This is a genomic window from Nostoc sp. (assembly GCF_036917395.1).
Taxonomy (GTDB): Bacteria; Cyanobacteriota; Cyanobacteriia; order Cyanobacteriales; family Nostocaceae; genus Nostoc.
This window is the reverse complement of sequence record NZ_JBALDI010000054.1, coordinates 1-25,405: the sequence shown is the minus strand read 5'-3', so window position 1 is coordinate 25,405 and position 25,405 is coordinate 1. Positions and strand designations below refer to the sequence as shown.

Genomic DNA, 25,405 nt, shown 5'->3' with positions numbered 1-25,405 from the left:
CTTGATTAAAGATAGTCTTTGCTTCTAGATTACTATCGTTTATTTTTGAGTATTAGATGATTAAATTTGCTAATATACACAGATGCGATCGCAAGCAAGTTTAACTAACCTTCTCCTAATAAATCTAAATGTTTCTTTACATCTATCACGAACGATTTTTATTTGATGAGAATAATACAAAAGGGCTAAAGTAGCTAGCATCATCAGATCAATCTCTAGCTGTTCCGGTTGCGTTTTCTAATTTAAACTGGCATTTCCTCATTACAGTGGCTACAACGCCAGTAAAGTGTTTTTAAACGCATATGACGGAGTAAAGTGTTAGAACAGCAAAGGCAAGTATGCCTGCATAACTGGATTGATTTCTGTAGATATAAAACCTTCACTACAATCAATACTCGGATTAGTTAGATTTTTTAATAAAGCTTCCATCTGAAAACCTTGAATTTTTAAAGCAATTTAACTGATGTTGTGTTGACTCCTCAGACCCATTTTCAGAATAATCATATCGCTGTCTAAAGTATTTACTAATATATACCTAGACAAACGTAAGGTAGTGACTAGACCTGTTGCAAAAGTCAAAAAATCAGTAATGTCATTTTGAGCAGAACGCAGTGGAGAAAAGAATCTCACTACTCTGTTTCGCTCCGCTCAACATGACAATTGAAATTTATACAAAAGGTCTACTAGAAATAGTTTCTAATCCACACACCTTATTAGCTATCTATACGTTTGTTGACTCAGGAATCAATAATGATGTAGATGACACCGTTATCATCAGCAGCATCGGGTTTTGAGGCTGTAGGTCATAATCAACATTAACATTATAGAAAGGGTCAATTTTTAAACTTGAACCTTCAATCGACTTTATGGGCATCACCTTGCCGGAAACAATGTGATACGTCAGGAGTTGCTGAAGCTTATCAATATTCTTAAGCAATGTCTCTACAGTATCTGCTGGAAGCTTTGCAAAAGCTTCATTTGTGGATGCAGAGGCAATAAACGAGTCAACACCTTTGAGAGTATCTATCAGATTGGCAGCCTTGATTGCATCAACTAGGGTGCTAAAAGAACCAGCGGGAACGGCGGTATCAGTAGTATTAACCATTTATTTCACTTGGTTTTATAATAGGTAATGGTTTTTAACATGACATCCTAGTGTTAGAAATCATGTTTGAGTAAGCGGTTGAATAGCGTATAAGTTGTATGATATGAGCTAAAAAATTGAAATAATTAAAATACAGCAGAATTTAGGAGTCAATGGAAAAATCTTGTTAGCGACAATCCAAAATTCTTTATCCGGTTTACAATGCATTGCGGAACCCGTAACACAAGGTGAGTTCGATAAACCTCTCCCAGACTTGAATTAAAGTTCAAGTCTATCCCTCTCGGACGGGTGAGAGGGAAAGTTTTGCATAGTAAAATCTCTTAGAGGTCTTTTGATTAAGTTATTTCACTTTTTCAAAACTACATGGAAGGAATTTAAATACTCTTTTCCACCCTTTCTTCGTTCAATACCCACACCCATATTCAGCTTGCGATCGCTGTTCTGCACACTACCGGGAAATGGTGTTAGTTATGGGATTGGGTTGGAAAAATGACCCACCTTGATGAAGATACAATGCGATCGCGCTTTTGCTGGCTCTTCTACCAGCATTGATCGCAGTCAAGAACAATTGCGGGACAATGTTGTAGGGTAGATTATCTTTATCTGTATATGTATTAATAATCACTTTTTCAGCTTATACACGCACATTCGTGAACGTAGTCGTTCCCGTGCCAGTCAGCCGTTGCCCGAAGCCGTCCCAGTCGTCCACCAGCTCAATCCCCTGGCGTTTGGTCGGGAGCAGTGCCGTAACTACGGTGTCATCAGGTGACAACAGACGCACGAAGATCAAGTCTGCATAAAGGCTGCCAGTGCTGTAATATTTCTTCCCGTTGAGACGATAACCGCCGTCATCCGGTATCAATTTTGTATGAATATCACACTATTGCGGGCTGGAAGAAGCGGTTAGCAGGGCGGGCAAGTCCCAGATTTTCGCGCAAGGTGTTGCCCTCATACTCCCGGCGAAAGATCCCACGTCGTTGGAGTTCTGGGATAACCTTGTCTACGAAATCGTTCAGCCCTTCAGGCAGGAAAGAGAACATGACATTGAAGCCGTCAGACCCTTGCTCAATCAGCCATTGCTCCATGTCATCGGCGATGGTTTGGGGTGTGCCGACAAACGCAAGACCCCCGTAACTGCCGATGTGTTGAGCCAGCTGTCGAATGGTCAGGTGATCGCGTTGCGCCAGCGCTATCACTTGTTCTCGCGAACTTTGGCCGGCGTTAGTCTGCGGGATTTCAGGCAATAGTCCATCCGGATCGAACCCCGAAACGTCGTAGGCAAGTGCGCTATTCAGGGTGGCGATCCCGCTCTCATAATGCACTAGGCTGTCCAAATGTTCACGCTTGGCGATCGCCTCTGTAACAGTTTCACCCACGATCACCAAGACACCTGGAAGAATTTTGATGCTTTCTGGGTCACGTCCGATCGCCCGGGCGCGACCTTTAATGTCAGCAAAGAGGATCTTGCCTGCCTCCAGATTATCAGCAGGTGCAAACACGACCTCGGCGGTTTCGGCGGCCAGTTGACGACCCGCAACGGAAGCTCCCGCCTGAACGATCACCGGCCAACCCTGCACAGGTCTGGCGATATTCAATGGCCCCCGCACCGAAAGATGTTTTCCCTGATGACCCAGAACGTGAATTTTTGCGGGATCGAAATAAATCCCTGATTCCACGTCCCGGATGAACGCATCGTCAGCAAAGGAATCCCAAAGACCTGTTACAACATCATAGAATTCCCTAGCCCGCGCGTAGCGTTCGTCATGCTCTACCTCCTCTGACAAGCCAAAGTTGAGTGATGCGTCTGGATTGGATGTGGTGACGATGTTCCAGCCGGCGCGGCCGCCACTGATATGGTCGAGAGACGCGAAGCGGCGAGCGATGTGGTAAGGCTCGTCATAGGTTGTGGAAGCGGTGGCTACCAGCCCGATGTGTTCGGTGACGCTGGCGAGGGCAGAGAGCAGGGTCAAAGGCTCAAATGAGGTGACAGTGTGGCTGCGCTTCAGCGCGTTAAGCGGCATATTCAGCACCGCTAAGTGATCCGCCATGAAGAATGCGTCAAACTTGCCCTGCTCTAGTTTCTGGATGAATCGTTTCAGCGCCGGGAAGTTGAAATTGGCATCAGGTAAAGCCCCTGGATAGCGCCAAGCACCAGTATGTATACTTACAGGGCGCATGAAAGCACCCAATTTCAATTGCTTTGATCCGCTCATTAGTCCTCCGTAACAATCATAAAATCATTACCCGCCTCTTGTAAGAAACCTAAATCAGTCTGGGGATGTCGCCACATAGAGCTAGAGTGAACCACCTGGAAAGCAATCATAAACTCAGCTTCCCCAGAAGAACGTGACCAATCCGATCGCCTGTATCCCGTAGTGTGGCTCAAACATAGCTTTAAAGAACCTTTTAACTACGATGTTTGAGTTTGTTTAGATAATTTACGTGTTTTGTTTGAAATACGGTAAATCAATCGTATTAGTGTTGTATTATCTTGATAAGATTTGCATAAATTGAGTTAAAAAACAAGTATTAATTCATAATACCTTCTCTAAAAGCCTATGCCCTATAAGGAGAAAGGGTTTTGCTAATTAGCAAAGATAGTGGTGTATGTACATATTTATTTAGATAATCTAAAAACTTAAGTGTCCTGGATGCAGAATTTCTCACATGATCGCGCCTCCTCCGGCTTCAGGTAATCTTGATGCTGCCTACTGGTGTAAGTTCTTCTGTCGATATCTTTGGCAGCGAGCGATCGCTTTTTTTGAGAAGTGGTTTTATAGTTACAATTCATCTGTAGCAGCTTCAAAAGTTAGGCGATAGCTGTAAAACTAATTTCTAGTCAGGAAAGTGTCAATATTCAAGTTAATTAGATTCTAGATATGAGTGACTCAAAAACCTTAAACCATCAACCAGGATTAATTTTCATGCCAGGCTCTGAAGGTTGGTGGGATTCCGAACGAGTATCTTCGCCACAGGTTTTGTGTTGTGCCGATGGAACTTGGAGGATGTGGTATTACGGTCGGGATGCGTCCTTTGATCGGCAAATAAATTTGCCCACAGGTCGATGTGGTTTAGCGATTTCTACTGATGGAATTGATTGGCAACGCGTCCAGGGATTATTAACTAGGGGGGCTGTCTTTGAGCCTCATCCTGATCCAAATCGGTTCGACTCAGCTCATGTTGGTGTGAGCAATGTATACGAACAGGATGGTCTTTATTGGATGTGGTATTTTGGTGGCGATAACACAGTTGTTGATCGGGGAGGGTTTAAAGCCAAAGGGTTAAATATGCGCCCTGGCTGTGCTATATCGCGTGATGGGATAAATTGGGTACGGTTGGAAAGTACTTACCAAGGAGCCTTTCTAGATTTAGGCAAGGCAGGGGAGTTTGATGCCTTGTTTTGTGCCTGGCCACAAGTTTTACCTGATGATGGAATGTGGAAATTGTACTACCATACCTTAAATTCTGAGAAAGGATTCTTAGTGGGTTTAGCTGTGTCTAAAGATGGTTTTCATTGGCAAAAAGTCGGTCAGATTTTAGAACCAGGTAAATCTGGAAGTTTTGATGAGAGAGGCATTGGTACTCGCAATGTTATAAAAATAAACGGAGAGTACGTAATGTTCTACGAAGGTGTTAACAGCAGCGGTTATCACTCCATCGGTCTAGCTGTTTCTGAGGACGGGATTCATTGGCAAAAAGTTGAGGGAGAGCAACTTGGAGGTTCTGTCTTTTCCCATGCTCAAAAGGGTTCTGGTCGTTGGGATGCACGAGCAGTAGGCACACCTTGTGTAGTCGCAATGGATGATGGCAGTTTCCGTATGTACTATATTGGCGCAAACGAAGGTGGCTATGATGAACTATCCTCACAGCACCAAATTGGTTTAGCTGTGAGTGCCGGAACTAATTTTCGCCAGTGGGATCGCTGGGGTGAACATTAAAACAATATTTTGACGACAAGCTCAGGGGTCACGTCAGTTTCGTAGCGACGAAGACAATTCAGGCTTGCGCTGCTGTTGTCGTTCCGTTTTCGTTTTCGCACGCTTATCTCGCAGCTTTTTGAGTTCGATGAACCTCTCCCAGACTTGAACTTTAGTTCAAGTCTATCCCTCTTTGACGGGCGAGAGGGACAGTTTTGCGTAGTCAAACCTCTTAAAGGTCTTTTGATTAAGTTATTTCACTTTTTCAAAACTACATGGAAGGAATTTAAATATCCCGTAATGGTTTTAGCTAATGTCTTCTGCTGTTTTTTTGTAGTTATTGCCATTACTTGATATAGTCTTCCTTCGGCAACATACATTCTACTTTTAGTTATTTTCCCTCCAGAATTGATGTACTCAATTTCTTTGCCAGGATGATTATTGGAACTACGAATGTTTCGTTGACTAATTAAATTACTTTTCGTAGTCTTTAAAGCCATATCCCGTACATTATTAAGTACAGCTTGGGGGTCAGCCATTTGACCGTAACTATAAGGAAAATCATTACAAGTAACTACATATGCTACTTGCTGTTTTGGTGGTTGAGCGACAAATATTTCTAAGGTAATTTTCCCCATGTAAGTTTTTTGGTATTCGGTATTTCTGTTGGGGCTTCCCGGCATCAGAATAGAAAAGCGCCCATCTGGAGCGGTGAATAATTTCCATTGTGGCTGTGTGGGTTGAGAAACGGTTGGTTTGACAACAGCCGTTGGAGGTTTGAGTTGACGTGCTTCCACCAGAATAGATCCACCACAGACAAAGGTGGCGGCGATTAATGGCAACAGACTTTTAACTGTCATATTTTTTGCCTTTCGAGATGCTGATATCACTGATGATGCTAGCTGTTATAACCCAGCAGCACGTAAAGCAGCACCAATTAGTCCCACTTGCGGGTTGAGGATAATATACACGGGTATCTCTTCAAGGAGACGGCGCATCCTGCCTTTTTGGGTGAAATTTAATAAGAAACTGCTGTCTTGCATTAAGGGCAGAATTTTGGGCGCAATTCCACCAGCGACGTATAAGCCACCGTAAGGTAAGAGTTTAAGGGCAAGATTTCCGGCTTCTGCGCCATAAGCCTCTATAAATAATTGCAAAGTTTGTTCACAGAGGCGATCGCGTTTTTCTAGTGCAGCTGTACCAATGACAGCACCAGCATCGATTTTCTCTTCCTGCCCAGCTTGTTGTTCCCAAGTTCTGACGATTTGGGCGATGTCTGGTGATTCGTGGGCAATTTTGCGATCGCGCAAAAATTGGTAAATTGAGACAATTCCCATTCCAGAAACTACGCGTTCTACAGAAATGCGTTGGATATCATGTTTATTCAGCAGGTATTTTAACAATTGAAACTCCATCTCGTTTCGGGGAGCAAAATCAGTGTGTCCACCCTCTGAGGAAAAGACTTGATAGTTGTTTCCCTGCTTAATTAAAAATCCTTGCCCTAAGCCGGTACCAGCACCAATAATGGCAATGGGGGCTTCGGGTTGAGATTTGCCAACCTGCAACGTCAGCAAGTCTTGTTTTTGTAAACCTAAAATGCCATAGCCAACGGCGGCGAAGTCGTTAATCAAAGAAATTTGTGGGATACCTAATTCTTGTTCTAGACGCTCGGTATCCAAAAACCAAGCTAAATTGGTCAGCTTGGCAGTATTTTTGACAATCGGGCCTGCGATCGCAAAACAAGCCTTTTGTGGTATACGTGTGTTAGCTTTGACCAAAAACTGCTGCACTATCGGTACTAAATCGGGAAAATCGCCACTGTGGAAACTTTCTTGATAAATAGGATCTGAACTTGGTGAGTCTGATGTTTCAACCAATCGCAGAATAGTTTTCGTCCCGCCGATGTCTCCTGCTAGTAACAAAGTCATAGAATTTATTCGTGAATTAATTACTTTTTTTGTAGGATATACCCAACCTCGCAGAAGCCATGAACGCAAATCCCGATCAGAGATTTAAGCAAATCGAATAACTTCTTCTATGTGGGTTAAATGGGAAGTATCTCCCTTTAGTTCTAATAACCATTCTGGATCTTCGCGTACCACTTTTACCAGGGAACATAAAGAAGCTTTAACTTCTGTTATGGCAATTTCCCCTACTAGTCCCATTGCTCCCCCCAACACAGATGCACCATGTGCTACTAGCAGGATATTATCTGGGAGGAATTCAGTAGCTAAACATCTAGCAGTTTGTCCAGAACGTTCTCGCACTTTTTCGCGAGTTTCAGGATAATTGGCGGCGATGCGCGAAGTATAGCTGGTGTCAATCCTGGGAAATAACTCTGCTAATGCTGGAGTTGAGAGTCTTTCGGGTTCTTCTGTCATCCAAACTGGATTTAGCCATTCACTTAAACCTGTCTCCAATTTGATGGGTAAGTTAAGCACTTCTGCAACTGCGTTTGCCGTTTGTACGGTTCGCAGGAAAGGAGAAGCGAAAATATGGGTAATATTTTCTCCTTTAAATCGTTTGGCTAACTGCTGTGCCTGCACCATACCATCATCAGACAAAGGTGGATCGTAGCGTCGTTCGGCGGTGAGAAACCAATCAGGGTTTACGAAGTCGAGGCGGTTAGCGTGTCTTGCTATCCAGACTATTTGACTCATGGGTTTAATTATTCCGGTGAATAGAATTCGCCGCTAAACAAATATAGATATCTGCAAGGAGGGCTACAAATATTAATATATGACAAAAATCGTAATAATATTTAATAATACTAATGATCAGGAAAAGTTATAAATGCCCTCAATGTAGCTTTTATTAAAGCCTTTTTAGCCATTTTTTTAAAGCTACATCAACAAATCCATTTAGAGGTTCATAGTCACCAAAATCAAATACAACATATCCTTTCATTCCTACAGCATATCTTTCAATATCCACTTCCAGTAACTTATATTCTTCATAAATTATAGGCTCATTATTATTAAGCTTTCTCCTCACTCTATTACTATCTTTACAATATTGCCGAATATATTTAAAATCGGTACAATACAACATTTTTGGCTCTCTATTGATAATTGTATGTAGTTTTTCTATTCTGTTGTAAATTAACTTTTTATATGAAGTTATCTTTTCACCAATTCCACTTGGTACATATCCCTCTAACAAAGCATTGCCTTGCCAATCTGTCCAAATCCTTGCTCTACTTATACGGTCACTACTATTATTTTTTAAACCTAACCATAAAAATATAATTGGTATTCCTTTACTATCAAAATAAAATTCAGCGCAGAATTTACTTGTTTTACTATTACCATTTCCATATCTAAAACTAACAGCAGAAGATATTTCTTCCATCCGTTTGTCAAAGCTAAGAACCTTTTGACGAATTTCTAATATTCCTTCTTGTTGTTCAGAAGAGCATTTAGCTAGACGGTTCATCAGCCCTCTAGAAGGTGGAGATATATCTTCATTTCTCTCTCTGTCCTGATGAGGAATTTCTATTTTTGCAACTTTCTCATTATCTAAATTTCTTATCTGTAAATAATAGTTAAACTCATCTGCTAAAATGGCAAACTCAAAAAAATCAATAGATAAATGATGATATTTTTTATCTATAAAATTATCTTTATGGAAATTAGGTTTAATTGCTATTAAGCTAATAGATTGTTGATAGTCTATTTCGTCTTCTAAAGGTTTCACTTCCTGTAAAGCGTCATAATATCGAGTTAGCTGCTGAACAATATATCTATCTTCAGCATTTTTCAATTCCAATACAACTAACTGTTTATTTTCCCTCAATGCTAAAATATCGCAAATTTGACCTTTAACATAATATTGTCGCTTTAGCGGAATTAATCCGAAAAGTTCTTTTAAATTTGTCCAGACAAAATCTTCTAAATCAGTCTCAGTCGCAAATTTCCAACTATTACCTGTCTTTATTAAATTCACGAAATCCATTATCTCGCTCTGACTTCAGTAAATTACTACCTTTAGTATTCCCAAAGCTAGATATGAATTTATACAATTGCTTATAACTTCAGCCATCCAAATAGTTGCCCTACAGTTAACTGAAATCCGCTAACTAAATCGGGAACTGGTAATATTTCCTGTTCTTCTTGTAAAAGTTCTGGTTGCTGCTTTGGTGGATAGACTAAAACAGAACGCTCATCTGGATCAATCAGCCAACCGAAGCGACTACCATGCTTTAGGCAATGCAAAATATTTCCGGTTACTTTAGTCTGGCTTTGATCTGGCGAAAGAATCTCAATTGTCCAGTCTGGATGTGTTTTGAAGACATTAGCAACATCCCCACGTTCATCTATGGGAATCCGTTCCCAAGCAAACACCGCTACATCAGGGACAATTGAACGTCCGCCAAAAGTACACCGCAATTCTGGAAATGCAAGGGCAATTTTTCGGCTTTCAACTACTTCATTTATACCTGTGACTAACTTACCCTGTAATTTGCTATGTTTTCCTTGAGGCATTGGCTTTTGAATAATTTGACCGTTGATGTATTCTGAGCTAGGCTTTGTTTCAGGTAGTTTCAAAAATTCTTCTAAAGTTAGGGGTTTAATTAGTGATTTTACCATACGCTTGTACCTTCCTAGTTTTCATTTAATTAATCACCCTAAATAAGCTTTTTTAACTCGCTCATCACTAATCAATTCTGATGCTGCACCTGTTAAGGTAATAGAACCAGCTTCCAAAACATAACCGCGATCGGCAATTTGTAGGGCAAGATTAGCGTTTTGTTCAACTAACAGAATAGTCACGCCTGTAGCCCGGAGATTTTCAATAATAGAGAAGATTTCCCGGACGATCGCAGGTGCTAAACCTAAGCTAGGCTCGTCTAAAAGTAAGAGTTGTGGTTTACTCATTACAGCCCGAGCGATCGCTAACATTTGTTGTTCACCACCGCTGAGGGTTCCTGCTAGTTGATCACGTCTTTGTGACAATCGCGGAAATAGCTCAAACTGGTGCTGAATATCTGCTTTTATCTCTCTTTGATTAGAGCGAATATAAGCACCCAAAAGTAAGTTATCAAACACTGTTTGCCGTGCTAATACTCTGCGTCCTTCTGGACAGTGAGCAATACCAAGTTGTACAACTTCGTGAGTTTGTCTGCGGGTAATATTATGTCCATTATAGATAATTACACCACTCTTAGGATTAACTATTTTCGATATGGTGCGGAGTGTAGTAGTTTTACCAGCACCATTAGCACCAATTAGAGTCACTACCTCACCTCTTTTAATAATTAAATTAATCTTTTTTAAAGCTTGAATACCGCCATAATTAACATCAAGTTCTTGAAGTTCTAAAATTGTATAATTAGGTCTAATATCGGCGTTCATTGACAATTTATATCCAGAAATGTTGATTCAAAACCTAACATACATCAATCATACATTTCCTAAAACAGTGCGACGCCGAATAGCCTGTTGTAGTCGGGAGCATCTCACCTTTGCAAATATACCTAGCGATTAGAAATCGCAGCTACACAAACTTTCGTCCGCCTACGCAAACTCAATAAATTTGAAACCCACAGAGGTACGTAAAGTCTCGTATAGCCAAACCAGTGCGCCTTTCTCCCTTGGCGTTAGCCTCTCCCTTTGGGAGAAGGGGAGACGCCAAGGGCGATGCGGTTCTCCGACTTGTACCCCTACTCTTAAGGAAGCTAGCAAGAGCGTCTGCTTTAAGAGAAGCAACTGGTGTGCGAATTCCATTCGCCAGGACAAGCGTGTTTTTACACTCATTGAAATGCTTCCGTTATAGTCATTGCTTCAACTTAAAAAATAACGCCAGAATACTGCAATCATTGTGATATACCATTAATTACTGATAAGCATATCAAGCGTCCTGTGACAAAAGCAGCAGATATTGGTAGTAAGCGACTAATTAATTTAGATCCTGATGCATGGGTACAGTGGGTGACACAACGTCCTGAAGTTGTGGCAAAAGAAATTCTCGGCTCTGAATTTCACTGGATTAGCCGCGAAACAGATGTGTTGGTGAAGGCATACAGTGCCACTCACGGAGATTTTTTAGTACTAAATGAACTACAACTGCGTTACACAACACAGATGCCTCAACGGATGAGAGCCTATGCAGCGCTAGCACAAGAACGCTATCGACTGCCAACTTACCCAGTACTGATCAACATTTTGCCGCCTCCATCCACCTTAACTATTGTCAATAGCTACGAGCAGGAATTTTTGGGATTACGTGCCATCCAAGATTATCGCGTGATTAATTTGTGGGAAATCGATGCTGAAATAGTGTTTGAGCAACCACTACCATCGTTGTTACCCTTTGTGCCAATCCTGCGAGGGGGAGGAGAGGTATCAGTTGTACAACGCGCACTACAGGCGCTACGAGCAGATGCACAGTTGAACCAATTAGAATCATTGCTGGCGTTTTTTGCTAGCTTTGTGTTAGACACGCCTTTAGTGGAACAACTCATGAGGTGGGATATGGTAGAATTGCGAGAATCGCCTTGGTATCATGAAATTGAGCAAAGAGGTATTCAAGAGGGCGCACGACGGCAGTTAATCCGAGTATTGGAACAACGCTTTGGCGAAATTTCCCATGAGGTAGAAGTAAGGCTTGAGGGCAAGAATGTGGAACAATTAGAAACTTTAATGGATAGCGCGATCGCTGTGAGTTCTTTAGAAGAATTTCTCACAATTATATCTGCCTAAATTATTCTAAATCTTCAAGGGAATTGGACATGCCATCGCTCAATTCAAACACTGATTACCCTTTAGCGGGACTTAAAACTGCACTGAAACTGTTCCCAAAATTGTAAATGGTGCGGCTGTAACTGGGCAAACAACTGGACTTCACGTTTACGCGATCGCAAACCTGTTATCAGAAAATTACGTACCCGTAATATACACTTGTTAACTGAAGTTTTTACTGAGTTTATGTTGCAATTATGTAAAATTATGTTACATTACTTTACATGCAGTTATGACTGTTACAACATAAAAGCTCAGAGTGTTATTTATGGCAAACGTTAAGAAGACTACGCCTTCGGTTTCAGAAGATCCTAATGCTTTGCGTTGGGGCTTCACTCCTCAAAGCGAAAACTGGAACGGTCGTTTTGCAATGATTGGTTTTTTATCTGCCGTTTTACTTGAAGTGTTTTCTGGTCAAGGGATTTTACACTTCTGGGGCATTTTATAGATTTAAACGTTTTTACCTTCATTAAATAATCAGGCAAGGCAGCGATTCGTAAAATTGTCTGCCTTTGCTTTATGAGAGAATTCTGTTAGCGTGATGAGCGAAATATTACACGACCTGGGGATTCTTCCTGATTAATTCGCGCATATACTCGAAGACAAGTTAATACTTCGCCAGGAATACCGCCACAGTCTAGTTGTAAGTCATCCTTGGATGAAGCACAGATATCCGCATAAAGTCCCGATAATTGGCGAATCCGCACTTCATAACCTGCTTTAATTGTTTCATCAACGACTTTCTTTAGGATGCGTCGTGATTCATGTTGTAGCTTTCCCCACCAAGAATAGCGTTCAGCCGGAGGTACAAATACTAGGGAATGTATCGCCTCGTCCATGTCAATCCAAGTACGGAGAATTGACAGGGGATCAGTGTTTTCCTCTGCTTTTTGGGTGCGTTGCAAGCGATCGCTTAAAGCATCAATATATTGATGGCGCTGTTCTGGTTTGGAGTGTAAGGAAATGACATCGAAGCTAAAAACGCTCTTTAAAGCATGATGTAAATCGGGGTCAATTTCGATAAAATTCATATATAAAAATAGGAATGCCGCTGGTAAATCAGATGTATTACCTTGGGTAATTTTAGAGTTTAAAAGTATTTGTTGAGATAAACCCAATCCCTGAGTCTGAACAGTACCACTAAGCCCGGGGTAGATAATTTCATCACGGATAAAGGGAAGTTGATAGAGATTAGAATTATCTGCGATCGCACCAACTTTTTGAGCTAAATCTAAGGTGCGCTGTCGCCAAGTTGCAGCCAAATCCTCTGGGACTCGCAGCAGCTTGCGTTGAATTTCATTCCACAAATTAGAGTCCGTTGTGCTTTGCAGTTGGGAATTACCCAGATAATAACTAAGTTCTGAGTCAGAATCGAAAGCTTCGCGGAGGTGACTTAATTTTAAATCATCTGATTTTGGGGGTGTAGGTTGCAAGAGGCGATGAAGTTCTTGCAGCACTTCATCGCATATTTTAGATCCAGGATCTAGCGGAAATTCTGTGCGGGCTTGATTTAAACTAGCCTCTAGTCCATACAAACTAAACCGCAGTAACTGGGCTAATTCTGAGTTTTCTATCTCTAATAATTGACGCAAGTGCTGCATGAATATCACCTCCAAATATTTTTGTAGCGAATTAAATTTGGCAAAACTCTGCGTTCCTTTACGTTTAAAAACATTAATTTTTCAACGCAGAGGAGCATAGAATTTTAATGCATTTGCATGAGGCTATCATTACTAGCCCTTTCAAGGTGACTCCAAAAATCTCTTTTTTCTCTCTGCGCTACGGGCAGTTTGCTCAAGTCGGGAAACCCGCCCACGCAACTGCCCTCCTCTGTGCCTCTGTGGTTAAAAAGTAATTTATTTAACCACAGAGTCCGCAGATAACACAGAGAGGATTTTTGCCCTAGTTCTGGAATATTTGTATTATTTTGAAGTCCCTAATGTATACCGCAAAATGGATCGCGTTCTTTATCAACTTCATTGGGCTGCAATTCTAATTCAGCAAGATAAACACATCCTTCTTCCTTTAGACATTCCTGACTTTTTGATGTCCAGTAAGGTACTTCACCAGCGTGCATCCGCAGAATGCCTTGATCATCGAGAGTTACACGATATTGGCAAGGATAATCTGTTGTCACATCTGGTTTGCTGAGTGCGCCAATTCGTATCCATTTTTTGCTGTTAGTTTCTACGTCTGTTTGATAAACATAGAAAGTGTGCTGGCCAGTTTGTGGGAAGGGAGGTAAGGGATTACTAATTAACCCAATTCCTGGTTCTGTCACACCATCGCGCAAATAGTGGAATTTTTGGAACAATTTACTACCATCATTTCCTACTTCAAATACAAGATGATAGGCATCTGGTTGATCAACAGTTGCTGACTCAATAACATTGACGGCAATATCACCATCATTTAAATCTTTATTGAAGCCTTGGACAGCAATATTCCAGTTCAATTTGCCATCAGCAAATAGTGGCGAAGTTTCTGAAACTACCGATTCCAAATCAATGCCAGGAATATCAATTAAATAATGGGGATTTCCCTGACAAAGTAATACCCTAAATTCAAGGGTTTGGTCAATTTCAAACTGGATTTTAATTTTTTTCAGAAACTCTGCTTCTTGTATTCCCAGTTTATTCATGAGGTTTTTGCCGTCGAAGCTACCCCATAGTCGTAAATCTCCATCCTCATAGTCTTGACGGTAAATGATGTTAGTTAATTGAATTCCTTGCCATGCAGTACGAACCTTGGCGACAGTTTCCCAAGGTGCAAGTTGATAGAGTTCTTGTCCAGCCTTGAATATGGTGAGCAAATCGTTACTTTGGGTTTTGCGTTTGAAGTTGCAGGGCAAATAATAAAACAGGTTTTTTACGTCGATTTCTAATTGGTTGGCTCCCTTACACAGCAAGCTTTTGGACTCTTCTGGATCGAACCTTAATCTTCGCAGTTTCTCAGCATAGCAAGCACCAGCGGAGGTGGCTAATTTGGTAAATTCCAGCACAAAAGTAATTCGCTCTGGATTCCACACAAAATATGGAGACTTACTAAATTCTTGGTAGATTTGGCGCTGCACTATGTCTAAATTACAAGTTTTTCCAGACAGAATTAACCAATCAACTTTTTGGGAATTCCAAGAATCTTTGGTGATATCATCGGGACGCAAGCGACTTTCCATTAATCCTTTGGCAATACCGATCGCTTCTTTAATTCCGGAAGCAGCAGCTCGTTCAAATTGTTGGTTATCTAGGGTAATGCAGATGTTATTTGGATCATTGACTTGCAATTTAACGGCGCTTTGGGTAAGCAGTTCGGAAATTTGTTGCTCAGAAAGGGTGAAGGTTAATAGAGAATTATCTGTTAGTGGTTTTTGCCCAAGTTTAAGTTTAGCTGCTTCTGCATGATCCCAGAGAATATAAAAGGATTGTAGACGTTGGGGTGCTTGTTGCCAACGGGTGGGTAATACTTTCTCGGCAGTATCTAGGGCATCTTTGTAAGCAAGATCACCTTCTGGATTCTCTTTATCTAGACATTTTAAAATACTGCCAGTTTTAAATTTGCCTTGTTCTAAGAAGCGCTCGTTTAACTCAGAATTAATTAAATCTTCTAGCTTTTCGCTTTCAATATCGCCTGTTGTTACTGCTGTCAATAAAAAATCCGCGATCGCAACTTTTAATAATCTAAAAATTCGCAGTGTAATTAATTCACCACCTAACTGTAAATGACCGGATGAACCTAATAGTTTGGGGGTGAGTTTATAGTAACGTCCTCCTAAACCTCGGTCTTCATAATTGGCAAAAGTGGGAGTTTTATCTTCTAAAGTCAGTTCAATTAAAGCTAAGTCTGTGGTTCCCCCACCAATATCCAAGACGAGAACATTTTGTGACCATTTGTTTCTTACTTGATGACAACGAGTTTTAAATGATTCAATCCCAATGTTGAGATTACCGCCAAATTCTCGCCACAAAAAGAATATTGCCACAGAAACAGCTTCATCATAAGCAGTTTGGACATCATCGATCCCCAACTGCTCAACTAATTCCTTAACTTCCTTGCGAACAACTGGTGGGGCGACAGTGGGGTAAGTGACAACTGCTGTCAAAAAAGTCCCTTCTGAAAATCTGCGTTGTGTGCGTTGGCGGTAATCTTCAGTTAACTCGATTAAATGCGCCCAAGCAGATTGGATCAGTTGGTTAGCGGTAATTATTTCTTCTTCACCATCCAAAATAACTGAAAACGATCGCTCCTGACCAAAATAGCGTTTGGGTGAATGGTGAAACCTGCTGATAATTTCCTTTAAAGAACCGCTTGTACCTTGGGCGATCGCTTTTTTGCGGTTATCTCTAGCTTCCCTACCCATCTGCAATTTTAAGTCCATTAACTGCGAAATTTCCAACTCACTGGGAATTTCCGTGTCACGGCGATCGATATCCAGCACAACTGGGATCAGATTTTGCGACTCTAGGGTAGGAACGCGGAACACCTCATGATAGATTTGGTAAAGTTTTTTGCTGACAGCCCGACGGAACCTCTCGCTGTTTCCTAAAGAAAGTTCAATTTGGCGAATCGCTTCCAAAAATCGCTCTTTATTATCAGTTTCAAATACCTCACTCAACTTTCTTTGATCTATCTCCAGGTTTTTGCTAATTTCTGTGATAAACTTTGCCCAATCATCATCGCTGACATCTGGTAAAGCCACTGAGGCGGGAGAACTTAGCCATTGTGATAAGCGATCGCGCAACCGCACTTCTTGTTCTTTTGGTAGAATTTCTGCGATCGGCACTTCAATGGGATCGAAAAGTGTGACTGTAGAGTTCGACGTGCCAAAATCTAAGGCAAACCATCCTGGAAATCTTTTTTGTTGTTTCTCGCTTGGTTGTTGATCAGTATAGTTGTTCAATTGGAAAGGGTTCATTGGAGTATCACTATCTGTTGTTTGTTTTATAGCTGGCTAAAAACGGTGGTGTCGTATCATCTATCTGTTCTTGTTGCACCCGCTCAATTAAACGTTTCGCTTCTTGCACCATTTGACTCTCTGAGGTAATAGTCAACTGCATCAAGCTGATACTTACTTTTACGTAAAAATACCCCATCAATCCGAAATGTTGGTTCTTTAACTTCAACTGATTCAAAACGATAGTTAGCAGCTTCGGCTGGTGGCTATTTTACTAACTCGAAAAGCAACCCTGGGACACGCTTGAAAATTGGATAAAGAATAGCATCACGTCTCACAAATACATGCTCAGATCCGTAACTGATCGCAATCAGTCATTTTCTGAGTTAGCTCATCTCAAATCATCTAAGTGAGAAACAGCGGCGAGTTCTGAAATAATCTCCAACCAAGTAGGAATTTTTATCTCAGATGGCAATTCCCCGGCTGCCAAATATCTCAGCAAAGTTTCTTTTTTGGAAAGGTTTTGCAGACTAGGAATAATTTGATCCAAAATGCCTTCTAGTTCGGAATTAATTTGCTGATTAACTTCGCTAACATACTGCACAAGATGAAGGCTGGCACTAGCAGTGATTTCATCTCGCAGCCGCAGTACTAAAAGTTGGTGATTGCTCGATCTGGGTAAACCTTGGCTTTTCTCTGGTGCCCAATCAAAGATTTGACCAACGTTATGTTTGTCGTCTTGACGCGCTAGAGGAAAAATGATTTCGGGTGCAACGGTTTTGTCTTTGCTACTGATTTCAGAGATGATTGCTTCTTTCCATTCGTTAGGATCGCATCCTAGTAATAATTTGTAAAAGAGATCAGCATCTTCAAAACCAAATTGTTCTTCGATTTCTTGCTCCATTTGTGCATGGAAAATTGCCTGCAATTGTTCGCGTTCTGGGGCTACATAATTTGACAATTGGTTCAACAAATCTACCACTGCTTGATGAATGCGATCGCGGGCAAAATCTTCTACTTCCTTAACGGTTTTTTCAAATACTGGATAAAAATCATCGCTCTTGGTTGGAAGGGAACTATTTACACGGTTTCCTCGGTCAAATAATTTCCCGGCTGCACCTTTAGATTCTGCCAGAGCGATCGCTCCATTGTTGGCTTTGTTGAAGAGTAAAGTCCACTGGTTCCAATTGAGGACTCTAAAGGTGAGTTCGTCTTTCACTACATCGCTGACGACAAAACCGCGCCGGTCTTTGAGTGGTTCTTTCCCTAAATCTTTTTGAAAATTCCTGTAGATTTTATCCAAGCTTTCGACTACAAAGCGCAACTCGATAAAAGCGGGACTGTCTCCTGTAGGAATACCTTGCTCGTGAATTTCATCTATGATGTCCTTCAAGTGATCTTGTTGCTGACTCACCACATTAGCAGCTCTTTGAGTATCTTCATACAGTTGCTTCAGACCATGAGTCGCTACGTGGGTTTGAATCAATTCCCGCAGCTTACCAAGTCCCCCATCTTGACTAAAGTAACCTAGCTGTTTGCCTAAATAACTGCGGGGATCAGAGTCTAACAGCCGTTCACTTAAATGCTCCCATTTGTCTTGTAGCCGTTTAGACCTATCTAAGTAATCAGGATAGTCCAAGTTAGCCAAAAAGTCTGTTGAGCCTGCTTTGACTGTACTAGAACGTTTTGCTAATTCAGCTAGTCCCAACAGTGGCGATAGTAAAACGATCCGCTCTTTTTGGGTAGTAAACGCTTCTGCACCGTCAATGGTAGTTTGCAGAACTTTGAGTTTTTGGAAAACAGTTTCCTCTTGTAAATGGCTATTGGCTGGGCTATCTTCAATCAGTTGGTCAAGTTCTCTTTCGCCACCCTCACTGTCTAAAGGCAGTTGATCGAAGCGACCCACACCTACGAGAATTAAATCTTTCAGGTCTTGTCCCGGTCGCTGCTGCTGCATCATCGTAAAGATTTTATTGGCGCGATCACTACCGGGAGATTTACCATTTAGCAGTACTAAAATTGTCTGTACTTCTGCCAATTCCCGCAGTGACAAAAAGGTATCCCTAGCCCCCGAATTAGCAGCCCCCAATCCCGGAAAGTCGATGAGAATAAATTTGGCTGCGTCTGCAAAATCCCAAATTTCCCGTGAGATTTTTACATCGATATTTACGCGGCGGATGAGTGGGAAACTGTTTTGCAATAACTTTGTTGGTAGCCTTTGAGGTGGACTCGGTAATCGGATATGCGCTGGAGGTAAATCCTCAAAGTTCAGAGTTTGGATTGCCATTGGCTGTTCGACCAGCTGTAGCCCCTCACGGGCGGTGATAGCATCAATCTGGTAGCGGCCACCACACATAACTTCCCCATAGGCTTGATAAGCCCGCAGGAATAACACCAACTCCCGGAGTAAATAACGTAACTCCAAATTGTTACTACTATTCCATCCTTCTTCACACCAGCTAATAATATCTTTGCCAGAGTTGAGTTTCGATACTGGTATAGGAGGAAGCCCTGCTGCTGTTGTCCGTTTATTGGCTTCCCCTAACATGAAGCGTAGACACTCATGTACTCCTTCATGAGAAAGATACTCTACAGTAAAATTACTTACTTGAGTCGTCGCAAACTCGTCTTGCGGGATGATATGTATGGCAGTAACATTACCTGTAGTGGGGTTTTCACTGACTGGCAAAGCATCTGCATATCCAATCAGACTGCCTAAAAGTAAGGTTTTCCCACTACTGAATTCCCCCATCACCCCAATTTTGACAGGTGAAGTTGCAAGGTCTACAGTTTTCTGGGCAGCTGACCGCAGACGCAGGAGACAGTCATCAAGACTAGCTGGAACCCAATCTCCTTGTTTTGAAGGGTGTTGGGGCACAGAATCTATCTTTCGGACGATGAATTCGCCGTACTCCTTAAAACGGCCCAGTTTGTCTGGTTCCATAGAGTAGTTTCCGCCTAACATGAATTTCTGTGAGCTTTATAACATATAAAACGCCATCGCCAGCCATTGTTGCAATGTCTTGATATCACATTTAGCATTTCTCTCATTTAATTTGCGATTTTGGTATCAGGCGTTTTGAACGGTAAAGACAATTTTGAAAAATCGGGTTTCACTGGGAAAAATAAAAAACAATACATTTGTCAGAATGCAGGATTTTGAATAAAAAAAGTGGGTTTTTATACTAAAATTTTACTGAATACTGCTTAGGATTGACGTGGGTATTAAACCCTTTTTTAGCGGTTATTGCATGAGTAAGGTACAGAACAAACAATTAAATGTAAATGAATACAGATACAAGGTAGCACACGGCATTACTGTGTCTCTACCTATGTAAATTATTAAAATGAGAATCAGTATATACCCCTTATTTTAAGCAAGCTACATCGATTAACCGGACTCTAATTCATGCTGAATTCTTCTTGATAAAAAATCAATATTTATTTGATATGAAATTCTTGATTATTGTGAATTTATTATAAAGACGTAAAAGGATGCTTAGAAAGTCAACAAGTATACTCGAAACCTCACTTCCATTTCTCTCTCCTGCTCTTGAGAGGCTTTGAAACCCTTATTTTCACACCAATTCACAAAAACCCTGATCCAAATAAATAGATTTCTCGTAGGGGCATGGCATTGCCATGCCCCTACCAACGTATTTGTATGATGATTAAAGTGAAATGGGATCACACTTCGTGCCGCAACTCTTAGAGACGCTCTTGCGTTCGCCAACGCTAACATAAGGGGGTAGGGGGGTTAGGTTTCGAGGATTTTGATGTTAATAACGATACTTTTCAAACATTTTCTAAGTGCTTCACAGAGAATCATCTAGTTTTCATAAAGCTAAATCAGGTTTTTAAGCAATCCAATTATATAGCTAATATGAATTTATAGGTAATTTTAATAAGAAACAAAGTCAAATAACTTCCCTGACATATAGATAGCTTAATTTTCACCAAAAATGCTGAAGTTCATCTTAATGATAACTTCAGCATTTTTTTAATTTATTTACAGTAAAAGAGTAGTTTTTACAGATATAAAAATAAATAAAGTATTAAGATAAATAGCAGATTGGCATGAAGAAGATTAGATACATCTATATAACAAATCTTATTTTCAGACTATTACCTTAATAATTTAGGCAGAGCAGGCAGGCAAAAGTGTTTTCTAAAAAAGTACAAAGCTACATTAACCAAATCATTGTCGCCCCATCAGAAATACAACAGAATGAAAAAGCATTTTTCCAGCAGGCGCATACTGCTCCTCTGATGATTTGGATGGCTGGATGCAATGCACTTTACAGTTACTTCAATTCAAATTGGCTGGAATTTACTGGAACATATTTAACAACAAGCGCGTCTGCATCGGCACGAGAAGATGAGATCGGCAATATCTGGGCTTGTAGCGTTCATCCAGAAGATAGTCATAAATGTAAAAATATATACTTAAGAGCATTTACAACGCATGATTCCTTTCAGAGGCAATATCGTCTGCGTCGGGCTGATGGTGAATATCGCTGGATTTTAGATACAGCCGCGCCACGATTCGCAGTAGATGGCAACTTTGTCGGTTACATTGGTTATTGTGTGGATATAACAGAAGTGCGATCTACTATGAGAGAAAGTTGCTCGACATCTACAAATTCCTCTTATTCTCTGCATGAAATTACAGAACAAAAACAGGCGGCAGAATTAACAAAAGCACTAGAGCAACTACAAGCCGAAACTGCAAAACGCCAAGCAGCTGAAGCACAATTACGCCAAAAAACATCAGAAATTGCAGCGATTTTGCAAGTGCTTCCTGATTTGTACTTTCGTCTCGATGCTGATGGAAGTATTCTGGATTATAAGCAAGGATTGATGGAGAATCCGTATATTCCAACAGGAGATTGTCAGGGCAAGAGTTTGCGAGAATATCTACCAACTGCTGTAGGCGATCGCTTCCAGCAAGCAATAACTCAAGTACTTGAAACTCAATATGAAGTCAGTTTTGAATATACCTTACCGCTCCCACAAGGGAATAAGAATTTTGAAGCTAGGTTATTACCATTACCAGACCAGCAAATCATAGTTCTTGTCCGCGACACCAGCGACAAAGTACAAGCGGCATTCATAGAAAGTGATGCCAAGTTTCGCAGCATGGTCGAAAACGCCCATGACATTATTTTTGCAGTGACCCTTGAAGGGATATTGTCTTACGTTTCTCCTAATTTGACTGATCTTTTAGGGTATGAAGTTGCAGAGATTGAAGGTAAATCCTTTATTCCCCTTATACATCCTGACGATGTGTCTATTTGTGCCGATTATTTCCAAAGACTTTTGACAACAAGCGACAAACAAGATGCAATTGAATATCGAGTAAAACACAAAAATGGTAGTTGGCGATGGCATACAAGCAACTCATCTGTTATTAAAGACGTTAATGGTAATTTCTTAAACTTCCTTGGTATTTGCTATGACACCACTGACCGCAAACAAGCAGAGGAAGCTCTAGCAGAGCGAGCGCGTTTAGCAAATTTTCGTGCCGATGTAGACGCGGCGCTTACCCAGAGTGACAGCTTACAGAACATGATGCGCCGCTGCACTGACGCTTTAGTTGAACATATTGATGCAGCCTTTGCTCGCATCTGGACGCTGAACAAAAAAGACAACGTATTGGAGTTGCAAGTCAGTTCTGGGATATATACCCACATTAATGGGCCTCATAAATGTGTGCCAGTTGGTCAATTCAAAATTGGTTTGATTGCCGAAGAGGGTAAACCCCACCTGACTAACTCTGTGCAGACAGATCCCCGCGTGGGTAACAAAGAGTGGGCACAGCGAGAGGGGATGGTTGCCTTTGCTGGTTATCCGCTGATTGTTGAAGATGAAACTGTAGGGGTGATCGCCATGTTTACCCGCCAAACGCTGACAGAATCAACTTTCACAGCACTAGAATTTGCTGCCCAGGAAATTGCCATTGGCATCAAGCGCAAACAAGCAGAAGTTGCACTTAGAGAAAGCGCCCAACGGGAAGCCCTACTCAATCGTCTTTCTAACCAGATTCGAGCTTCCCTGGATCTCAATTACATTGTGGAAACCGCAGTGCAGGAGATTCGCAACTTATTCCAGATTGATCGCTGCGCCTTCTTTTGGTATCGGCAAGACGCTGATGTACCCTACTGGGAGAGTGTATATAAGGCGAAAAGTTCCTCTTTACCCTGTCTGATTGACGACCAAGCAACTAATGCAGAAATCGAACTAATCGCAGCTAAAACCTTGAATAGAGAAATCATTCGCATTGATGATGTTAAGACTGTGGGCGATTCCATAGCACAGCTGTTTTTTCAGGATTTCGGTTTCACTGCCTTTATGTCGCTCCCTGTACACACCCAATCTGGCGAAATAGGTGCATTTAGCTGTGGTTCTTGTAGTGGCTTTCGACCTTGGCTGGACAATGAAGTAGAATTACTACAAGCAGTTACAGTTCAATTAGCGATCGCCATTGACCAAGCCAAACTTTACACCCAAAGTCGCATCGCTGCCCAAACTGCCCAAGACAAAGCCCAGCAACTAGAAGCGGCGCTATTAGAACTTCAACAAACCCAAGCGCAACTGATTCAAACTGAAAAAATGTCCAGTTTAGGACAGTTGGTTGCAGGTATTGCCCATGAAATCAATAATCCCGTCAATTTTATTTACGGCAATATTAGCCACGCCCGTGAATATACGAAGGAATTGTTGCACTTGGTAGACCTTTATCAACAGAACAACTGCCCACCAACACCAGAGATTAAACAGAAAATCTACGCCATTGATTTAGACTTTCTCAAGCAAGATTTGCCCAAAATCCTGGATTCTATGAACATGGGAGCCGAACGCATTCGGCAGATTGTCCTATCTTTACGCAATTTCTCTCGCCTTGATGAAGACGGCACTAAACCAGTGGATATTCATGAAGGTATTGATAGCACCTTGCTGCTGTTGCAAAATCGCCTGAAAGCCAAACCAGGACATCCCGAAATCCAAGTAATCCGAGACTACGGCAACCTACCAGCGGTAGGGTGTCACGCTGGACAGATGAATCAAGTATTTATGAATCTGTTGACAAATGCGATCGATGCTTTAGAAGAGGGAGTAGGGAGTAGGGAATGGAGACTAGGGGTACAAGGGAGGCAGGGGGAGAATGCTCAATACAACTCTTGGAGAGGCTGCGCCAACGACGCCGCTCAGTACAAGTGCCCAATGCCCACAATTCGCATTCACACCCTCATCCAAGAAGACCGTCTAATCATTAGCATTGCTGACAATGGCCCAGGTATGACTGAGGAAGTACGCAAACGCCTATTTGACCCGTTCTTCACTACGAAACCCGTCGGTAAAGGTACGGGTATGGGATTATCAATTGGCTACCAAATTGTCGTCAAAAAACACTGTGGGCAAATCCAGTGTATTTCAGCACCAGGAGAAGGTGCCGAGTTTGTCATTGCAATTCCACTACAGGAGCAACCCTCAACGTAGATATTATGCAAACTTAACCTAAGCTTAATCATAAATTAACCTAGTGGTTGTTAACTAAGATTAATTCACTTTTTGCTGCAACATTTGAACCCCCCCCAATAACCTACAATTTACAGGAATTGGGGGGATTATTTATCCTAGTATAGGGAATTAAGAGTAGAAATATTGCAGTTTAATTGATTCAAAAACGTTGTAATGGTAGTGCTATCTTTGCGACGCCGAATAGCCCAACCCAGGCGATGTCTAAGACGGGCTGTGACGCTCCTGCGAACGCTCGTTCTTCGCTAACGCTGCGCTATCGGCGTCGCACCTTTGAAAAAAATCCCTAAATATAAATAAAATAGAAGGCTGGGATGATACAACCCCAAAGTCAAAATAGTATCACCTACACACACGTTATCCACCTAAGTCATGTAATTGACATAGATATTCCCCAATGGTCTGGCGACCCCACAGTAGAATTTGAAACTGTGGCTGAACTGAATAATGATGGCTATTACCTGCGGCGTTTCGCCTTGGGAGAACATAGCGCTACCCATATCAACGCCCCTAACAGTTTTCATAGCTATAGTATGGGAATTGACCAATACCCCGCCCAATCTTTGGTTGTACCTGCGGTAGTCATAGATATTCGCCAAGCCACAGCGGTTAATTCTGATTATGCCTTGACTATTGCTGATGTTGTGGCTTGGGAAGAACAATACGGGGAAATTTCTGCTGGCTGCGTAGTTATATTGAATACTGGTTGGCAAAACAAGTGGTCGGATAAAAGTGCATTCCTAAATCATGACGCTCAAGGAATTGCCCACTTTCCGGGCTTTGGCAGTGATGCAACTCAATTTTTACTGAATGAACGGCAAATTGCTGGGGTAGGAATTGATACTCATGGTGTAGATCCTGGACAAGATAACAGTTTTGCTACTAATCGCCTGGTTTTAGAACAACCGCGCATTGTGTTGGAGAATCTCACCAATTTGGATCAGTTGCCACCAAAAGGTACTACTCTAGCGATCGGGATTCTTCGGTTGCGTGGTGGTTCTGGTTCTCCTGTGGGTGTCTTGGCGTTAGTGCCTTAATTTTTATATCGATATTTCTATCTCACACCAATTTTTCAGACTAGCGGGTAACCTAGAAAGCAAGCAAACTCGGAAATGTCCAATAGACTCGTCCGAAAATTTGCAACACGCTCTGAGTCTGGTTTTGGGCAGTGTTAACTGCTAACCAGAACCAACGGAATAATCAAGGTTAGAGA

General features: G+C 41.6%; 22 protein-coding genes and 2 pseudogenes. 6 read left to right on the top strand and 18 right to left on the bottom strand.

Annotated features, from left to right (window positions below; translation table 11 throughout):
• Positions 1–737: 737 nt before the first annotated feature.
• From V7K46_RS18840 to V7K46_RS18815, 6 genes and pseudogenes are all read right to left on the bottom strand, one after another.
• A pseudogene (locus V7K46_RS18840) lies at positions 738–1,105 on the bottom strand (fasciclin domain-containing protein).
• 448 nt (positions 1,106–1,553) lie between these two features.
• Positions 1,554–1,730: a hypothetical protein gene (locus tag V7K46_RS18835; protein ID WP_335115711.1), complete on the bottom strand. Its 177-nt coding sequence runs from the start codon at positions 1,728–1,730 to the stop codon at positions 1,554–1,556.
• A gap of 9 nt (positions 1,731–1,739) precedes the next feature.
• Positions 1,740–1,967: an acyl-CoA dehydrogenase family protein gene (locus tag V7K46_RS18830; RefSeq protein WP_335115709.1), complete on the bottom strand. Its 228-nt coding sequence runs from the start codon at positions 1,965–1,967 to the stop codon at positions 1,740–1,742.
• 13 nt (positions 1,968–1,980) lie between these two features.
• Positions 1,981–3,318 (bottom strand): LLM class flavin-dependent oxidoreductase, encoded by a 1,338-nt coding sequence (locus tag V7K46_RS18825; protein WP_335115707.1) that lies wholly within the window; start codon positions 3,316–3,318, stop codon positions 1,981–1,983.
• Entirely contained in the window at positions 3,318–3,491 is a 174-nt protein-coding gene (locus V7K46_RS18820) for a hypothetical protein (protein ID WP_335115705.1), read from the bottom strand. The genes V7K46_RS18825 and V7K46_RS18820 overlap by 1 nt, the downstream gene beginning before the upstream one ends.
• Before the next feature lie 252 nt (positions 3,492–3,743).
• Complete coding sequence (locus V7K46_RS18815; protein WP_335115703.1) at positions 3,744–3,896, bottom strand: hypothetical protein; 153 nt, start codon at positions 3,894–3,896, stop codon at positions 3,744–3,746.
• 88 nt (positions 3,897–3,984) lie between these two features.
• Here V7K46_RS18815 and V7K46_RS18810 point away from each other — a divergent pair, with 88 nt between their 5' ends.
• On the top strand, positions 3,985–5,043 hold the full coding sequence (locus V7K46_RS18810) for a glycosyl hydrolase (protein WP_335115701.1): 1,059 nt from the start codon (positions 3,985–3,987) through the stop codon (positions 5,041–5,043).
• A 236-nt stretch (positions 5,044–5,279) separates the two neighbouring features.
• On the opposite strand, the gene V7K46_RS18805 is transcribed toward V7K46_RS18810, so the two are convergent.
• The 7 genes from V7K46_RS18805 to V7K46_RS18775 form a co-directional block, all read right to left on the bottom strand.
• Entirely contained in the window at positions 5,280–5,882 is a 603-nt protein-coding gene (locus V7K46_RS18805) for a hypothetical protein (RefSeq protein ID WP_335115699.1), read from the bottom strand.
• Positions 5,883–5,927: 45 nt separating this feature from the next.
• Positions 5,928–6,950 (bottom strand): glucokinase, encoded by a 1,023-nt coding sequence (locus V7K46_RS18800; protein ID WP_335115697.1) that lies wholly within the window; start codon positions 6,948–6,950, stop codon positions 5,928–5,930.
• Between the two features lie 84 nt (positions 6,951–7,034).
• Positions 7,035–7,682 (bottom strand): histidine phosphatase family protein, encoded by a 648-nt coding sequence (locus V7K46_RS18795; protein ID WP_335115695.1) that lies wholly within the window; start codon positions 7,680–7,682, stop codon positions 7,035–7,037.
• 154 nt (positions 7,683–7,836) lie between these two features.
• A complete protein-coding gene (locus tag V7K46_RS18790; protein ID WP_335115693.1) occupies positions 7,837–8,967 on the bottom strand; it encodes an endonuclease NucS domain-containing protein in 1,131 nt (376 codons plus the stop codon).
• 80 nt (positions 8,968–9,047) lie between these two features.
• A complete protein-coding gene (locus V7K46_RS18785; RefSeq protein WP_335115691.1) occupies positions 9,048–9,611 on the bottom strand; it encodes a Uma2 family endonuclease in 564 nt (187 codons plus the stop codon).
• A gap of 33 nt (positions 9,612–9,644) precedes the next feature.
• Entirely contained in the window at positions 9,645–10,376 is a 732-nt protein-coding gene (locus tag V7K46_RS18780; RefSeq protein ID WP_335115689.1) for an ABC transporter ATP-binding protein, read from the bottom strand.
• A gap of 162 nt (positions 10,377–10,538) precedes the next feature.
• Positions 10,539–10,778, bottom strand: a complete 240-nt coding sequence (locus V7K46_RS18775) for a hypothetical protein (protein ID WP_335115687.1) — start codon at positions 10,776–10,778, stop codon at positions 10,539–10,541.
• Positions 10,779–10,883: 105 nt separating this feature from the next.
• Here V7K46_RS18775 and V7K46_RS18770 point away from each other — a divergent pair, with 105 nt between their 5' ends.
• Both V7K46_RS18770 and V7K46_RS18765 read left to right on the top strand, forming a co-directional pair.
• Positions 10,884–11,723, top strand: a complete 840-nt coding sequence (locus V7K46_RS18770; protein ID WP_335115685.1) for a DUF4351 domain-containing protein — start codon at positions 10,884–10,886, stop codon at positions 11,721–11,723.
• A 307-nt stretch (positions 11,724–12,030) separates the two neighbouring features.
• Positions 12,031–12,210 (top strand): high light inducible protein, encoded by a 180-nt coding sequence (locus V7K46_RS18765; protein ID WP_273763134.1) that lies wholly within the window; start codon positions 12,031–12,033, stop codon positions 12,208–12,210.
• 85 nt (positions 12,211–12,295) lie between these two features.
• Here the strand turns inward: V7K46_RS18765 and V7K46_RS18760 are convergent, their stop codons facing one another.
• From V7K46_RS18760 to V7K46_RS18740, 5 genes and pseudogenes are all read right to left on the bottom strand, one after another.
• Entirely contained in the window at positions 12,296–13,363 is a 1,068-nt protein-coding gene (locus V7K46_RS18760; RefSeq protein ID WP_335115683.1) for a hypothetical protein, read from the bottom strand.
• A 335-nt stretch (positions 13,364–13,698) separates the two neighbouring features.
• A complete protein-coding gene (locus V7K46_RS18755; RefSeq protein WP_335115681.1) occupies positions 13,699–16,674 on the bottom strand; it encodes a molecular chaperone in 2,976 nt (991 codons plus the stop codon).
• A gap of 10 nt (positions 16,675–16,684) precedes the next feature.
• Positions 16,685–16,816: a hypothetical protein gene (locus tag V7K46_RS18750; protein WP_335115781.1), complete on the bottom strand. Its 132-nt coding sequence runs from the start codon at positions 16,814–16,816 to the stop codon at positions 16,685–16,687.
• Positions 16,817–16,838: 22 nt separating this feature from the next.
• Positions 16,839–16,991, bottom strand: a pseudogene (locus tag V7K46_RS18745) (DUF2887 domain-containing protein); the annotation flags it as partial.
• Between the two features lie 53 nt (positions 16,992–17,044).
• Positions 17,045–19,597, bottom strand: a complete 2,553-nt coding sequence (locus V7K46_RS18740) for a proteasome protein (RefSeq protein ID WP_335115679.1) — start codon at positions 19,595–19,597, stop codon at positions 17,045–17,047.
• Positions 19,598–20,814: 1,217 nt separating this feature from the next.
• Here V7K46_RS18740 and V7K46_RS18735 point away from each other — a divergent pair.
• The 3 genes from V7K46_RS18735 (at position 20,815) to V7K46_RS18725 (ending at position 25,229) form a co-directional block, all read left to right on the top strand.
• Complete coding sequence (locus V7K46_RS18735) at positions 20,815–24,153, top strand: PAS domain S-box protein (RefSeq protein ID WP_335115677.1); 3,339 nt, start codon at positions 20,815–20,817, stop codon at positions 24,151–24,153.
• Positions 24,154–24,329: 176 nt separating this feature from the next.
• The gene (locus tag V7K46_RS18730) at positions 24,330–24,482 is read left to right on the top strand and encodes a hypothetical protein (protein WP_335115675.1); all 153 of its coding nucleotides are present in this window, start codon (positions 24,330–24,332) and stop codon (positions 24,480–24,482) included.
• Positions 24,483–24,506: 24 nt separating this feature from the next.
• Positions 24,507–25,229 (top strand): cyclase family protein, encoded by a 723-nt coding sequence (locus V7K46_RS18725; RefSeq protein WP_335115673.1) that lies wholly within the window; start codon positions 24,507–24,509, stop codon positions 25,227–25,229.
• Positions 25,230–25,405 lie beyond the last annotated feature (176 nt).